At 64.2% G+C, this 14,702-nt stretch carries 18 protein-coding genes; 12 read left to right on the forward strand and 6 right to left on the reverse strand.

Annotated elements, in window-relative coordinates:
• The first annotated feature begins 3 nt into the window (after window positions 1-3).
• Window positions 4-924, forward strand: coding sequence for an MBL fold metallo-hydrolase (locus AC3A3G_RS01070; RefSeq protein ID WP_487487331.1), 921 nt, complete (start codon window positions 4-6; stop codon window positions 922-924).
• A 4-nt stretch (window positions 925-928) separates the two neighbouring features.
• Here AC3A3G_RS01070 and AC3A3G_RS01075 read toward each other — a convergent pair whose 3' ends face one another.
• Together AC3A3G_RS01075 and AC3A3G_RS01080 are read right to left on the reverse strand one after the other, a co-directional pair.
• Complete coding sequence (locus AC3A3G_RS01075; protein WP_487487332.1) at window positions 929-1,579, reverse strand: DUF1499 domain-containing protein; 651 nt, start codon at window positions 1,577-1,579, stop codon at window positions 929-931.
• A 47-nt stretch (window positions 1,580-1,626) separates the two neighbouring features.
• Window positions 1,627-3,258, reverse strand: a complete 1,632-nt coding sequence (locus AC3A3G_RS01080; protein WP_487487333.1) for a long-chain-fatty-acid--CoA ligase — start codon at window positions 3,256-3,258, stop codon at window positions 1,627-1,629.
• 170 nt (window positions 3,259-3,428) lie between these two features.
• Between AC3A3G_RS01080 and udk the strand changes: the two genes are divergently transcribed.
• Complete coding sequence (gene udk / locus AC3A3G_RS01085) at window positions 3,429-4,076, forward strand: uridine kinase (protein ID WP_125899900.1); 648 nt, start codon at window positions 3,429-3,431, stop codon at window positions 4,074-4,076.
• A gap of 80 nt (window positions 4,077-4,156) precedes the next feature.
• The gene (locus AC3A3G_RS01090) at window positions 4,157-4,771 is read left to right on the forward strand and encodes a TetR/AcrR family transcriptional regulator (protein WP_200167653.1); all 615 of its coding nucleotides are present in this window, start codon (window positions 4,157-4,159) and stop codon (window positions 4,769-4,771) included.
• 10 nt (window positions 4,772-4,781) lie between these two features.
• Here AC3A3G_RS01090 and pdxH read toward each other — a convergent pair whose 3' ends face one another.
• A complete protein-coding gene (pdxH, locus tag AC3A3G_RS01095) occupies window positions 4,782-5,444 on the reverse strand; it encodes a pyridoxamine 5'-phosphate oxidase (RefSeq protein ID WP_125899898.1) in 663 nt (220 codons plus the stop codon).
• A gap of 446 nt (window positions 5,445-5,890) precedes the next feature.
• On the opposite strand from pdxH, the gene AC3A3G_RS01100 reads away from it, so the two are divergent.
• The 4 genes from AC3A3G_RS01100 (at window position 5,891) to AC3A3G_RS01115 (ending at window position 8,576) form a co-directional block, all read left to right on the forward strand.
• On the forward strand, window positions 5,891-6,337 hold the full coding sequence (locus AC3A3G_RS01100) for a hypothetical protein (protein WP_487487334.1): 447 nt from the start codon (window positions 5,891-5,893) through the stop codon (window positions 6,335-6,337).
• A gap of 11 nt (window positions 6,338-6,348) precedes the next feature.
• Window positions 6,349-7,434, forward strand: coding sequence for a chorismate synthase (gene aroC, locus AC3A3G_RS01105; RefSeq protein ID WP_487487335.1), 1,086 nt, complete (start codon window positions 6,349-6,351; stop codon window positions 7,432-7,434).
• Window positions 7,435-7,520: 86 nt separating this feature from the next.
• Entirely contained in the window at window positions 7,521-8,216 is a 696-nt protein-coding gene (locus AC3A3G_RS01110; RefSeq protein ID WP_292057582.1) for a pirin family protein, read from the forward strand.
• 96 nt (window positions 8,217-8,312) lie between these two features.
• Window positions 8,313-8,576: a hypothetical protein gene (locus tag AC3A3G_RS01115; protein WP_487487336.1), complete on the forward strand. Its 264-nt coding sequence runs from the start codon at window positions 8,313-8,315 to the stop codon at window positions 8,574-8,576.
• A 3-nt stretch (window positions 8,577-8,579) separates the two neighbouring features.
• On the opposite strand, the gene queE is transcribed toward AC3A3G_RS01115, so the two are convergent.
• Window positions 8,580-9,215 carry a 7-carboxy-7-deazaguanine synthase gene (queE, locus tag AC3A3G_RS01120; protein WP_487487337.1) on the reverse strand — a complete coding sequence of 212 codons (636 nt, stop codon included), beginning with the start codon at window positions 9,213-9,215 and terminating at the stop codon, window positions 8,580-8,582.
• Window positions 9,212-9,919: a 7-cyano-7-deazaguanine synthase QueC gene (gene queC, locus AC3A3G_RS01125; protein WP_487487488.1), complete on the reverse strand. Its 708-nt coding sequence runs from the start codon at window positions 9,917-9,919 to the stop codon at window positions 9,212-9,214. Before queC ends, queE begins: the two co-directional genes overlap by 4 nt.
• 203 nt (window positions 9,920-10,122) lie before the next feature.
• Between queC and AC3A3G_RS01130 the strand changes: the two genes are divergently transcribed.
• Window positions 10,123-11,709, forward strand: a complete 1,587-nt coding sequence (locus AC3A3G_RS01130) for a response regulator (protein WP_200167549.1) — start codon at window positions 10,123-10,125, stop codon at window positions 11,707-11,709.
• On the opposite strand, the gene AC3A3G_RS01135 is transcribed toward AC3A3G_RS01130, so the two are convergent.
• Window positions 11,685-12,752, reverse strand: coding sequence for a ligase-associated DNA damage response exonuclease (locus AC3A3G_RS01135; RefSeq protein ID WP_487487489.1), 1,068 nt, complete (start codon window positions 12,750-12,752; stop codon window positions 11,685-11,687). The two genes, AC3A3G_RS01130 and AC3A3G_RS01135, sit on opposite strands and share 25 nt — an antisense overlap.
• Before the next feature lie 72 nt (window positions 12,753-12,824).
• On the opposite strand from AC3A3G_RS01135, the gene AC3A3G_RS01140 reads away from it, so the two are divergent.
• The 4 genes from AC3A3G_RS01140 (at window position 12,825) to AC3A3G_RS01155 (ending at window position 14,678) form a co-directional block, all read left to right on the forward strand.
• Window positions 12,825-13,304, forward strand: a complete 480-nt coding sequence (locus AC3A3G_RS01140; protein ID WP_125899890.1) for a PaaI family thioesterase — start codon at window positions 12,825-12,827, stop codon at window positions 13,302-13,304.
• Window positions 13,301-13,705: a PaaI family thioesterase gene (locus tag AC3A3G_RS01145; RefSeq protein WP_200167546.1), complete on the forward strand. Its 405-nt coding sequence runs from the start codon at window positions 13,301-13,303 to the stop codon at window positions 13,703-13,705. The genes AC3A3G_RS01140 and AC3A3G_RS01145 overlap by 4 nt, the downstream gene beginning before the upstream one ends.
• 113 nt (window positions 13,706-13,818) lie before the next feature.
• The gene (locus tag AC3A3G_RS01150; RefSeq protein ID WP_200167545.1) at window positions 13,819-14,154 is read left to right on the forward strand and encodes a hypothetical protein; all 336 of its coding nucleotides are present in this window, start codon (window positions 13,819-13,821) and stop codon (window positions 14,152-14,154) included.
• An 89-nt stretch (window positions 14,155-14,243) separates the two neighbouring features.
• Entirely contained in the window at window positions 14,244-14,678 is a 435-nt protein-coding gene (locus AC3A3G_RS01155) for a hypothetical protein (protein ID WP_125899887.1), read from the forward strand.
• Window positions 14,679-14,702 lie beyond the last annotated feature (24 nt).

The raw sequence follows: 14,702 nt of genomic DNA on the forward strand, positions 1-14,702 counted from the left end.
GCCATGATCCCCTACGTTCGCCAGTTCGATTTCACCTATGGCCAGCGAGATCAGGTCTCGTCGCTGATCCAGCGCGTGATTGCGGACAACCCGGGACCATTCACCTTCACTGGCACAGGAACCTACATCGTCGGGCGGGATCGACCGGGCGCGGCAGTGGCCGTCATTGATCCCGGCCCTCTCGATGACGCCCATCTGCACAGTCTGATGCGGGCCGTCGCAGGGCGGCGAGTCAGCCATGTTCTGGTCACGCACACGCACCGTGACCACGCCCCCCTCGCTCGCCCGTTCGCCGAGGCAGTCGGGCATCCGCCGATTCTGGCCATGCAGCCGCCCCTGCGGACGGTTCACGCCTCAGACGGCGGCCTGGATGAGGACGAGGACGCAGACTTCCGTCCTGATATCGTTCTGAAGGGCGGCGAGCGGATCGAGGGCGACGGGTGGACGCTGGAGGCCATGGCGACGCCCGGTCACGCCTCGAACCACATGGCTTTTGTCCTGCGGAACGAAAACGCCCTGTTCAGCGGCGACCACATCATGGGCTGGTCTACGACTGTCGTGGCCCCGCCCGATGGCGACATGACGGCCTATATGCAGAGCCTCGACGCAGTACTGGCGCGCGGATTCTCGACAATATGGCCTACGCACGGCCCAGCGATCACCCAGGTTGCGCCGTTCCTGAAAGCCTACCGCGCGCACCGTCTGGAACGCGAAGCCCAGATCATGGCCCGCCTGGAAGCAGGAGATCGACTGATCTCCGCCATGGTTCCGGTCCTCTACGCCGCCGTCGATCAGCGCCTGTGGCCCGCCGCCAGTCTTTCGGTGCTGGCGCACCTGATCAAACTTCTGAAGGAAGGCCGGGTTCAAGCTTCGCCTGGGCCGGACCTGGGCTCGACCTGGCGGCTGGCCGACCCGGCTTTCTGACGGTTCAAGGCGTCAACTCCGCAACCACGGCCTTGGCGAGGCGGCAGGCCTCATCGCCGACCTGAAGGTTGTCACGGCCCGCGACGCGCACATCAGTGCGGCCAGGACGAATTCGAACAGTGACGTCATGCGTCAGACCGAACCATGCGCCTTCCTTGCGTCCATCCACCCGGAACGGCGCCGTGCCAAGAACCGTGAAACCGGCCTTCTCCAATGCCCAGGCGGCCGTCTCGGACGCGACCTGTGTCGGCGCGGAGACCAGGCCCTCACAAACCTGGGGCCGACTTTCAGACACCCCGGCCAAGCGACGCTCCGCCGCCAGGACGCGCGCGAAGACAGGCGGGTCGGACAAATCGGTCGCCACATCGCGGGGCGCGTCGGTAAAGCGGCGCTCCTGTACAAGGTACCCGCCGAGCGTCACCGCGGCGAACAACAGAGCCACGCCGGCGATTCCCAGCAGTCGCCGCTCTCGAAACGCCAGCAGGCACGCGATCAAGGCTCCAGCCAAACCCAGATAGGCCAGAACGCGACCGACTTTCAGCGCCAGCACGCCCATGCCGAAATCTGCGCTCCACAGCCCCAGCACCGTTCCCAAAACCGCGACCAACAGCAAACTCGGCGCCAGAAGCGCCGTCAAAAGCAGCAGCTTGGCCAAACCCTGCCCTTTGGGGCGCGTATTCGACATGGCGTCCTCCCTCGCGATCAGCCGGTGGCGGGTAGCTGGTAACCCTTCATCCGCTCGCGCAGCGTCTTCTTATCGATCTTGCCCGTGGCGCCCAGAGGAATGTCATCGACGAAGACGACGTCGTCCGGCATCCACCACTTGGCGATCTTGCCCTTCAGGAAGTCGAGGTGTTCCTGCTTGTCCTCGGCCTCCCCCTCCTTGAGCTTGACCAGCAGCACCGGCCGCTCGTCCCACTTGGGGTGTGCTGCGCCGATGACGGCGGCCAGGGCGACCTTGGGGTGGCCGACGGCGATGTTCTCGATATCGATAGAGCTGATCCACTCCCCGCCCGACTTGATGACGTCCTTGGCGCGGTCGGTGATCTGCATGAAGCCGTGAGAATCGACGCTGGCGATATCGCCCGTGTCGAAGAAGCCTTCGTGATCCAGGATATCGCCGCCCTCGCCCTTGAAATAGGCGCTGGCGATGGTCGGTCCCTTGACCATGACCCGGCCGAAGGTCTTGCCGTCGTGCGGCATTTCCTGGCCGCCATAGTTCTTGATCTTCAGCTCGACGCCCAGCGGCGGCGTGCCCTGCTTCATGCGCCAAGCCATCTGCTCGTCATACGGCAGCGCCTTCAGCTCAGGCGTCAGATTGGCGATGGTGCCGATGGGCGACGTCTCGGTCATGCCCCAAGCATGAACCACTTCGACGCCGAACCTGTCCTGGAAACCTCGGATCAGGGCTTCGGGACAGGCTGAGCCGCCGATCAGCACCTTTCGCAGGGTCGAGAACTTCAGATTGTTCTCCACCATGTGACCGAACAACCCCTGCCAGACCGTCGGCACGGCGGCCGAGAAGGTGACGCCCTCGGTCTCGATCAGCTCATAGATGGAGGCGCCGTCCATCTTAGCGCCCGGCATGACCAGCTTGGAGCCCGCCGCTGGGCCGACGAAGGCGATGCCCCAGGCGTTGGCGTGGAACATCGGCACCACGGGCAGAATGACTTCGCTGGGCGTACCCCCGACGACCGTCGCCTGCATCCCCAGCAGCGTATGGATGAAGTTGGAGCGGTGCGAATACAGCACGCCCTTCGGATTGCCCGTCGTGCCCGAGGTGTAGCAGAGGCCGCAAGCCGTCTGCTCGTCAAAGCCACCCCAGGTCACGTCGCTCGAAGACTGCTCCAGCACCGTCTCATAGGCTTCGGCCTTCGGCAGCTTGGCCTGAGGCATGTGAGCGGCGTCGGTCATGACAATGACGCGCTCGACCGACGGGCAATGCGGCAGAATGGCTTCCAGCAGCGGCACGAAGGTCAGATCGGTGAAGATGATCCGGTCTTCGGCGTGATTGATGATGTAGGCCAGTTGTTCCGGGAACAAGCGCGGGTTCAGGGTGTGGCACACGGCCCCTATCCCCATAATGCCGTACCAGGTCTCGATATGGTTGGCGGTGTTCCAGGCCAACGTCGCGACCCGGTCGCCCGGCTTGATCCCCCAGGCCAGCAGGGCGTTCGACACGCGACGCGCCCGCTCATGGATGGCGGCGTAGGTGGTGCGGACGATCGGCCCTTCGACCGAACGCGTGACGACCTCGCGCTGCCCATGCCAGTTCTTTGCGTGATCGAGGATCTTGTCGACCGTCAGCGGCCAGTCCTGCATCATACCCAGCATTCGGCGTTTCCCTCGTCTGTGCGCCTGATTGGAAGCAGCGCTTGCGCCCACGCTAAGACAGGAGAACCGCCACAGGCAACGTGACGCAAGGGAAGGCTGGCCGCGACAGATTGCCATTTCAAACGGCTGTCGGGCTTGCGTCATGCGACGTCTGGGTGAATGAGCGCGCCATGACCATTCTGATCGCGATCACCGGCGGCTCCGGTTCGGGCAAGAGCACCCTGGCGGAAGCCCTTGTTTCTTCTCTTCCTGAGGGCGTCGCCACCCTGCTGCGCGAGGACGCCTATTATCTGGACGCAGCTTCGGTCCCGGGCTTCGACGCGGCGACCCACGACTTTGACGACGTGGCGGCGCGTGATCACGATCTGCTGATCGCAGACCTGAGCGCCCTGAAGAGCGGCCGCGCGATCACAGCGCCCGTCTATTCCTTCATTCATCACGGACGTGAACCTCAGGGCGAGCCAGTAACCGCGACCGATGTCGTAATCGTCGAAGGAACGCACCTGCTGTGCACGTCGGCCTTGACCGCCCTGTTCGACATCAAGGTCTTCGTCGATACGCCTGCAGACATCCGCTTCATCCGCCGCCTTCTACGCGACCAGATCGAGCGTGGCCGAACGGCCGAATCGGTTATCCAGCAGTATCTGGGAACCGTGCGGCCAGGACATGAACGTTTGACCGAACCCTCCCGGGTTCATGCCGACTTCATAGTGGCCGACGCAACCGCCGCAGTGCGTCTCGAAGACCCTCAAGCCGTCGTTCGTCTGGCTGCGCCTGTCCTTGCGCACCCGCTGCTAGAACCCTGGCTCAGCAGGTGATTTTCATTCGCAGCGAACAACGATCCCATTGCAATTAAGGCGTTTTAAAGGCAGTGTCCGGCGAAAGGCTGGTGAACGCCATGACCGCTCTGATTGCTGACATAGACGACCCCCGACGCACGGCCCTGGTGCGTCAGGCGCGGCTTCATTTTGTGTCCGAAGGCTATGTCGGCACACGGATGGAGCCCATTGCGCGCGAAGCCGGCGTATCAACGGCCACGCTCTACGCCATGTTTGAGAATAAGGCCGCTCTCTTCGCGGCGGTAATCGATGAAGCTGCGACCGATTTCTCCACGCGGATGTCGGCCGTCAAGAACTATGCAGGGGCTCCTCGAGAACGTCTTCAAGGCTTCCTCACGACCTATGCCGAGTTCATGAGCGACGCCTTCGTTCAGGCTATATTCCGCCTGGTCATGGCCGAGCGATCGCGCTTCGAAGACATCGCCATCGGCTTCTTCGACAAGGCCAAGCGCGACTTCGGCGCACTATTGATCAAAGCGCTCAATGACATGCAGACCGATGGCGAACTGAAGTTTGAAAAGGCGTCCTGGGCCGCTGGGCAGCTAATGGGCATGGTCGAACATCCCATCTTCTTCGTGCCCATGGTGACAGGCGGCCAGGTCATCGCCCAGCGCACGCCGGCGGACATCGCCGCCGACGCGGTCGAGACCTTCCTGGCGCGCTATCAAGCCTGACCGTCAGGCCTCATGGCCAGAGACGCTTCGTAACCCAGGCGGCATGATCGCGGTCAAAACGCAAACGGTCATGCAGACGGAACGGCCGATCGCGCCAGAACTCGATTTGTTCGGGACGAACCCGCCATCCGGTCCAACGATCGGGGCGCGGTACGTCCTGGCCCTCGAATCGCGCCGTCTGCTCTGCGACCCGCGCCTCCAGCGCCTCGCGGTCGCTCAACGGTCGCGACTGATCCGACGCCCAGGCGCCGATGCGGCTCTCACGCGCGCGACTGGCGAAATAAACGTTCGCCTCATCCAGGCTTACAGGCTCGACCGCACCGCGGATACGGACCTGGCGGCGCAGGCTTTTCCAATGAAAAAGCAGAGCGGCCGAAGGGTGCGCCCAAAGCTGTTCGCCCTTCGCGCTTTCCTGATTGGAAAAGAAGGTAAAGCCCCGATCATCGACATCCTTGAGCAGAACCATCCGCACGTCAGGCAGGCCCGCCGGATCGACCGTGGCCAGCGCCATGGCGTTGGCGTCGTTCACTTCACTGCGCTTGGCCTCTTCCAACCATTCGATAAAAAGACCGATCGGCTCGTCGCGGTTGAAGATCGTATCATCCGCATTGGCTGCCAGTTGGAAGGCGTAGTCATCGGCGGACGGACTGGGCGGGATCACCGGCTGGTTCATGAAAGGGCTTCCTAACGCCACGTAAGGCGACGGTCATCCGCCGCTGACATGACTCCTATGTCAATAGGACAAAGCGCCGCTAGCGCGCGTCGTTCCATATCAGAGCTTCGCGAAGACGGTTAACCTCGCCTTGACCATAGCTGTCACAAGTTGGGCGCATGGATGCGGAGCTGTGTCTTTCCACGCATGAAGCGCGACGTCTGCTGGGACTGGACGGACCAGCGACCGGGGCGGCTCTGACCGCCGCGTTTCGCGCTGCGGTGAAGTCCGTCCACCCCGATCATCCAGGAGGCGATGCCGATCATTTCAGGCGCACGATCGCAGCTTACCGCCTTCTTCAGGCCCACACCCCTTCCCTGCCCGCGCCGGTTCGTACTGCGAGCAAAGTCGAAGCTTCGTGTTCGCCTTCGCCAACGAGCGCCCCGCCTCTGATCGTGTTGACGCCCATGCAGGCCTTGAGCGGCGGCACTGTCGCCGTCACGGCGTTTGGCCGACGCCTGCTGGTTCACGTTCCGCCTGGCGTCCGGACGGCGGACTGCATCCGCCTGAAAGGCGCGCGCGACCTGATCTCGGTCCTTATCCGGCCAGCAGACGGACTTTCTGTGCTGGGTGCAGACGTGTTCATGGACTGGCCCATCGCCTCACGCCTGATGCGCGACGGCGGGCGAATCGAGATCGACACCCATGCCGGATCGCAGGCCGCCTGGCTGGTGCCGGACATGGTAGAGCCGGTCCGACTGCGCCTTCCGGGCCTGGGCCTGCCCGCGCGAGGCAAGCGCGCCGCCGGCGACCTGTTCGTCAAGCTGACGCCGTCCGACGACCTGCCCTCGGCGGCGGAAGACATGCTGCTTCGCTTCACTCGGGTCTGGACGCCGGAGCGGATGGCGGCTTAAGCCTCGCCATCATGTCGCACAACACCTTCGGCCACCTGTTCCGCATCACCACCTGGGGCGAAAGCCATGGCTCGGCCATCGGCTGTGTCGTCGACGGCTGCCCCCCGCTGATCCCGCTGACCGAAGCCGACATCCAGCCCTGGCTGGATCTGAGGAAACCCGGCGGCAGCCGCTTCGTCACCCAGCGGCAGGAGGCGGATCAGGTCCGCATCCTGTCCGGCGTCTTCGACGACGGAAACGGCCCGGTCACGACCGGCACGCCGATCAGTCTGATGATCGAGAACACCGACCAGCGTTCCAAGGATTACGGCGAGATCGCCCGCGCCTTCCGCCCTGGCCACGCCGATTATGCCTATCAGGCCAAGTACGGCGTCCGCGACCATCGCGGCGGCGGCCGCTCCTCGGCCCGTGAAACGGCCAGCCGCGTCGCGGCGGGAGCCGTGGCGCGCAAAGTTCTCGGCGACAGCATCCGCATCCGCGCCGGCGTGGTCCAGTTGGGGCCGCACCGCATCGCCGACGAGGCGATCGACTTCGACGCCGTCTATGACAACGCCCTGTTCGCCGCCTCGGCCGACGTAGTTCCTGCCTGGGAGGCCTATCTGGACGGCGTGCGCAAGGCCGGCTCCTCCATCGGCGCCGTCGTGGCGCTGGAGGTCACGGGCGTCCCCGCCGGTTGGGGCGCGCCCCTTTACGCCAAGCTGGACGCCGAGCTGGCGGCGGGCCTGATGTCCATCAACGCCGTCAAGGGCGTCGAGATCGGCGCGGGCTTCGGCGCCGCCGAACTGTCGGGCGAGGACAACGCCGACGAGATGCGCCTGGGCGACGACGGCCTGCCGATCTTCCTGTCGAACAAAGCGGGGGGCGTCCTGGGCGGCATCTCCACCGGCCAGCCGTTGACGGCCCGCGTGGCGTTCAAACCCACGTCGTCCATCCTGACCCTGCGCCAGACCATCAACCGCGACGGCGCCGAAGTCGATCTGCGCACCAAGGGCCGCCACGACCCCTGCGTCGCCCTGCGCGGCGTGCCGGTCGTCGAAGCCATGGCCGCCATCGTGCTGGCCGACGCCAAGCTGCGGCACCGGGCGCAGATGGGCTGACGCCCAATAAGAAACAAACACAGTTGCAAATAAGATTTGGCGATCCTATCTAGGTCTCAAGCATTCCTCGGATGGGAGACCGAACCATGATCGACGTCAGACCTTTCAACACCCTCGGCGGCGCCAACCACGGCTGGTTGAACGCCAAGCACCACTTCTCGTTCGCCAACTACTATGATCCCAAGCGCATGGGCTGGGGCCGTCTGCGCGTCTGGAACGACGACGAGATCGGCGCCCGGTCGGGCTTCCCGCCCCACCCCCATGCCGACATGGAGATCATCACCTATGTCCGCACGGGCGCCATCACCCACGAGGACTCGATGGGCAACAAGGGCCGTACGGGCGCGGGCGACGTTCAGGTGATGAGCGCTGGGACCGGCGTGCGTCACTCCGAGTTCAACCTCGAGGACGAAACGACCACCCTGTTCCAGATCTGGATCGAGACGGACAAACCGGGCGCCCAGCCGTCCTGGGGCCAGCGGGAGTTCCCCAAGAACGACCGCTCAGGCCGTTTCACCGTCGTCGCCTCGGGCGATCCGGCGGACGAGGCCCTGTCGATCAACGCCGACGCCAAGATCCTGGCCGCGACTCTGAAGGCGGGCGAGAGCCTGACCTATGACCTGGCCGCCGGTCGCCGCGCCTATCTGGTGCCCGCCGTGGGCCGGGTGGACGTCAACGGAACCACACTGAACGCCCGCGACGGCGCCGGCATCATCGACGAGCTGACCATCACCATCACGGCCGCCGAAGACGCCGAACTGGTCATGGTCGACAGCCTGTAAGACTACGCTGATCGAAAGATCACAGGGGGCGTTCGAAAGAGCGCTCCCTTTCTTTTGCGCACTGACAGAAGGCAGGCGGCGCGGCAGAGTGCCGTCATGATCCAGCGCCTCACCGCCCTCGCCCTCTGCCTGTCCGGCGCCCTGATGCTTCAGGGCTGCGTCGCGGGCGCCGTCGTCGGCGCCGGAGCCGCCGTGGTCGGCGGCGCGGCCAAGGTGACGGGCGCCGCCGTCGGCGCGGGCTTCGACGCCGTCACCACCTCGGACGAGGAAACCAAGGCCAAGCGCGAGCGCGAGCAGCGCGGATACGAACGCGAACAACGCCGCTGCAAAGAAAGACAGCGTCAGGGCAAAACCTGCTGATCCCTAGCGCACCCCGATGTATTTATGCGTCTGGACGCTGAGCCGCCATTGCGGGTGGGTCAGGCAGTATTCGATGGCGGCAGCGGTGTTGGCGACCTGATCAGGGCCATCCATCGGCTGAAGCCAGAACCGCTCGAAATCGAGATGTTCGAAGCGGGCGGGCATGGCCAGCGGCTGAGGAAAGACCAGCTTCAGCTCCTGTCCTGAGGTCTGAACCATGGGGGCGGCGGCCTTGGGGCTGATGCAGATCCAGTCGATGCCGTCCGGCGCCGTCAGGGTGCCGTTGGATTCGATGGCGATCTCGAATCCGCGTGCGTGCAGGGCGTCGATCAGCGGCGCATCCAGTTGCATCAGCGGCTCGCCGCCCGTGCAGACCACCAGTTTCGGATCGCCTTCGCGGCCGCGCCACATCCCCGCGACGTGGTCGGCCATCAGGTCGGCGGTCTTGAACTTGCCGCCGCCGTCGCCGTTCACCCCGACGAAATCGGTGTCGCAGAAGGTGCAAATCGCCGTTGCACGGTCCCGCTCCAGCCCGCTCCACAGATTGCATCCGGCAAAGCGCAGGAAGACCGCGGGGCGCCCCGCCTGTCCGCCCTCGCCCTGCACCGTCAGGAAGACTTCCTTGGCCGAATAGGTCATGCGGCCGCCCATTGCGCATAACCGGCCGCGCGCAGTTCACAGGCCGGACAAGCGCCGCAGCCATAACCCCAGACATGGCGATGTGTCCGGTCGCCCAGATAGCAGGTGTGGCTGAACTCGATGATGGCCTCGACCAGGGCGCGACCGCCGATCTGATCCGCCAATTCCCAGGTCTGGGCCTTGGTCAGGAACATCAGGGGCGTCTCGACCGGAACAGACTTGTCCAGGCCCAGCGACAGGGCGCGCGCTGTCGCCTGGATCGTTTCGTGGCGACAGTCGGGATAGCCGGAGTAGTCGGTCTCGCACATGCCGCCGATCAGGACTTCCAGCCCCCTGCGATCCGCCAGCGCGGCCGCCGCCACCAGGAAGATCAGATTGCGACCCGGCACGAAGGTATTGGGCAGGCCGCGCGCATCCGCCTCGATGGCGCGTTCGGTCGTCATCGCCGTCTCGCCGATGGCGCCGAAGCCCGTCAGATCGACCACATGATCGTCCCCCAGACGCTCGGCCCACTGCGGCAAGGCCTTAACCAGTTCCTTGCGAACGGACTGGCGCGCCTGCATCTCGACCGCATGACGCTGGCCGTAGTCGAAACCGACAGTCTCCACCCGATCGAAACGCTCCAGCGCCCAGGCCAGGCAGGTGGCGCTGTCCTGCCCGCCTGAGAAGAGGACCAGGGCGGAAGTTAATGCGTTGGGGGGGATTTCGTTCATGACAAACCTGCGGTCGGCCGTCAGCCGCGCGCATCCAAGGACGTTCCAGGATCGGAAGATGGGTAATCACACAGCATAGGCCAGACCGGCCCGCCCGGCAAAAGAAAGCCATGTCGCAGAATCTGCGGTCGCGCTTAACCGTTCAGCAAATATTTTCAAAGAATGTAAAATGGTCTCAGTAGGAGTCCGGCCGAATGCCGACGATCGAAGTGCTGACCGAGCGGGCGGAGCCCGTATCTCCTTCTGCAAAGACAGGAGAGATATTCGCGCGTTTCGAGCGCGAGCCGGACACCCTGGTGATCGCCGTTGTGGACGGCGAGCGTCCCGTCGGCCTGATCGAACGCAGCGACTTCCTGATGAAGTTAGCGGGGCCGCTGGGCCCCAGTCTGTATGGCGGTCGCGAAATCGCCCACCTGATGGACCCCGAGCCTGCGGTAGTGGAATCCGGCGTCCGCATCGACGCCTTCGCCGACATCATCCTGAAAAGCGGACCGGGCACCTTGATGCGCGGCTTCATCGTCACTCGCAACGGCGCCTATCGCGGCGTCGGCACGGCGGTGGCCCTGCTGCGCGCCGTCAACAAGCTGCAAAAGCATGAAAACCAGCATTTGGCCGAGCAAGCGCGGGCCGCAGCCGACGCCGACAGCGCAATGCAGACCGCCGCACGTGAAAAAAGCCGCTTCATGGGCCTGCTCAATCGCGAACTCAGCACCTCCATGAACGGAGTTCTCGCCGTCGCCGAGTTGCTGCACCGGCAGCCATTGAACGAAGCGGCCAAGGCTCACGCTCGCACCATCATGGAATCGGCGGAAGACCTGCTCGACAACCTGCGTGACGCACTGGACCTGGCGCGCGCAGAGGCTGGCGAATTGCAGTTGTCGCCCGCCCCTACGCCCCTTCGCACCTTGATGGACGAGTTGCAGACCCACTGGTCCCCCCGCGCCGCCCAGGACAGCGTGACCCTGATGGTCGGCTATGAAGGCGACACCGAACTGGCGGCCATGATCGACGCCGACCGGTTGAAGCAGGTGTTCAACAATCTGATCAGCGCCGCCCTGGGCAACACCCGTCACGGCATGGTGGAAGCCAGCCTCAAGGCTCTCGCTCACGGCGATCGCGTGTTGATAGAAGCCCGCGTCCGTGACGACGGGTCAGCCGAGATGCGGCGACTGGATGAGAACACCGAGGAATCCTGCGATCTCGGCCTGATGGTCAGTGGACGCCTGATCCAGTGCATGGACGGCCGGCTGCGGGCCGAAAACAACATCGGTCGCGGCGCCACCTTCGCTTTTGATCTGGAAGCTCCCATCGCCCTGATGGAGCAGGAGACCCCCTCAAACGTAGCGAATCTGGATCACCTGCACCTGCAGGCCCAGCCGCACGTCCTGATCGCCGACGACAACGCCACCAACCGCGTGGTGGCTCAGGCCCTTTGCGAAATGTTCGGCTGCACCTCCGAAACCGTTGAGGACGGTCAAGAGGCCGTGGAGGCCGCTCAGTCTCGCCCCTTCGACCTGATCCTCATGGATATCAAGATGCCTCGCCTGGACGGCGTCGGGGCCACGCGCGCCATCCGCGCCCTCCCCGGCGCAGCGGGCCGTCTGCCCATCATCGCCCTTACCGCAAACGCGGACCCTGACGACGCCAAAGCCTATCTGGCGGCGGGCATGGCCGCCGTGGTCGAAAAGCCGATCAAGCCCGAGCGACTGCGTCTGGCCATGAATACAGCCCTGGAACCTGCCGAACCTGCAGTCGCTCACAAGGATCGCGGCGCAGCCTGACCTTGGTCAGGCAAGGCTTCTGAAATCTCCCCTTCGCCTCCGCCCTCCTCGTCATATCCCACAAGGCGCAAGGCGCGCGCTTTGACGCCCGCCAGTTCACACCAGCGCAGCAGCCCCTCTTCCCGACCATGGGTGATCCACACTTCTTCAGGCGCGATCTCGTTGAAGGTGCGGGTCAGCTCCGGCCAGTCGGCGTGATCGGAAATCACCAGCGGCAGTTCCACGCCGCGCTGAAGCGCTCGCGCCCGAACGCCCATCCAGCCTGAAGCGAAAGCCATGATCGGCTCAGCAAAGCGACGCGCCCAACGGTCCTGCACTGCCGATGGCGGAGCAATGACCACCTCACCGCCAAGAGCTCCAGGTTTCAGACCCGTGGCTGGCCTCAGCGCCCCCAAACCGACACCCGACGCCTGATAGAGCTCGTTCAACCGCTCCAGCGCGCCATGAACGTAGATCGGCCGCTCCCAACCCCTCTCGCGCAACAGGCAAATAATGCGCTGCGCCTTACCCAAGGCATAGGCGCCGATCAGATGCGCCCTGTCCGGAAACTGCGCCAGTGAACGCATCAGCCTGTCGATCTCATCGGCGTCGGGGGGATGAACGAAAACCGGAAGGCCGAACGTCGCCTCCGAAATAAAGACATGGCAAGGCGTCAGTTCGAACGGGACGCAGGTCGGATCGCGACGCCGCTTGTAGTCGCCAGACACAGTCATGATCAGACCGTTGCGGCTGACAACGACCTGCGCAGAACCCAGAACATGCCCGGCCGGAACCAGCCGCACATCAACGCCGCCGACGGATGTCGTCTCTCCATAGTCGACAGCCTGCCTCCGCCCGGAGAAATCCATGCCGTATCGCACGGCCATTATCGCCAGGGTCTCAGTCGTCGCCAGAACCGCACCGTGCCCGGCGCGCGCATGGTCGGAATGGCCGTGGGTGATCACCGCCCGATCCACCGGACGCACCGGGTCGATGTAGAAATCACCAGGAGAACAATAGAGGCCTGCGGGCGTGGGTCGTAAAAGATCCTGAGGGCGCATCATCAGATCAAGGTTGGCTGGACAAGACTGCGCCGGACAGGCGACCAAGGGCGACGCTCATAAAAGGACGCCTTGATGACGGATTCGTTCCTCACCACCCTATTGCCGCAACTGGCCTCCGGCGCCGCCCACACCCACGCCCTGGGTTTCGCCTATGAAGGCCTTGAGGGCGACCGCGTTCGGATGCGCGTTCCCTATCACGCCGACCTGGTCGGCGACCCCGAGACTGGCGTCCTGGCCGGCGGCTTGGTGACGACCCTGCTCGATCATGCGGGCGGGCTGGCCGTCTGGGTGGCGCTGGACGCTTTTCGCCCGATCGCGACACTGGACCTGCGCGTAGATTACATGAGAGCCGCACAACCTGGGCGCGACCTGTTGGCTGAAGCCCGCTGCTATCGCCTGACCCGCAATCTGGCCTTCGTGCGCGCCTGGGCGTTCGAAGACGACCCAAGCGACCCTGTCGCCGCCGCCCAATCCGCCTACATGGTCAGTGCAGAAGGCGACAGCCGCACCGGCGCCAACCTGAAACCTCGTCGCGCGAAGGACGCCGCATGACCGCCTTCCTGCTCGACAGCCTGCCCTATGCGCGCTTCCTCGGTCTGCAGACGCAGGTGAACGGCGATGAAGTCACCGTGACCATGCCGTTCGACGACAAACTCATCGGCAACCCTCTCCTGCCCGCCCTGCATGGCGGCTCTACAGCCGCGCTGTTGGAGATGACCGCCATGGCCCAGGTCTCACTGACCTATCCGCGGCTGCGGCTGCCCCGCCCGATAAACGTCACCGTGGCCTACCTTCGTTCTGGCAAGCCCATCCACGTCTTCGCTCGCGCCCGCATCAACCGCGCCGGGCGCAGGGTCGCTCATGTCATCGCCGAGGCTTGGCAGGAAAACCACGCCCAACCAATCGCCAGCCTGACCGCCCACTTCCTACTGGACGAAGAGATCACAACCTGAAGTGAGCGTTCACACGCAAAACGCGTAAAGTAACCAATGGTAAACAAATTCCTACCAAACAGCCTTAACGCGTGTTAACTATTGCTCCTCGCAGATTTGATGAGGGGTATGCTATGGACCGCACTGAAGTGATCGCCGCCGTCGCCGGTGATTTGCACGCTACCGAGAAAGCGATCGACGACGCGATCGTGCAGGCCACCGCCCTGGTGCAGTCGATGATCGGCGCCCGTTCGGCCCTGTCCGTTTCCGCCGTGGCCGCATCGGCCTCTCAGACCAAGGCCATGGAATCCATCGCCGCTCTGAGCGCCGCGCGCGAAGCTATCGTCGCCTGCCACAATGAAATGGCCAAGGATCACCGCCGTCTCGGCTACGGCACTTACGCCGCTGGTCCGCTGGCCAAGCCGGACGAATGGGACAGCCGCCCCATGGGTCACCTGCGGGTTGCGTGAATTTAATCTAACTCACACCTAGAGTTAGGTGCGCCTTCGGCGCTTTGGTGACATGATACCCCCTTCGCTGGACAGCGGAGGGGGTTTCTATGTTCGGCTTCGTATCCGAGTACGTCGGCATATCCATTATGCTCTTGGCTGGGCTGTTCGCGCTCACCAAGGGCGGTAGGCCCGAGCGGATCGGCGCCGGCACCATGCTTGTCGCCTGGTTCCTGTCGATTCTCGCTCAGATGATGGTCGGCTACGAAGCCATGCAGTGGCCGGTGTTCATCATCGACATTATCGTTCTGGGCGTTTTCGTCGCCCTAGTCTGGAAATCCCCGCGATCGTGGCCGGTATGGGCCAGCGCCTTGCAACTACTCGCGGTAGCCAGCCACGTGATGGTTTTCCTGAAGATGCAGCCTACCATCTCGGCCTTCTATACGGTCGTCAACATGACCGGATACGGCATCATGCTCGCCATCACGATTGGCGCAGTCCTCGCTTGGCAAGAGCGTCGAGCCGTGGGCGAAGAGGCTGAATAGGCGAATATTCCTATCCACATCCCG

It is taken from the genome of Brevundimonas sp. Soil_N_31, assembly GCF_057655995.1.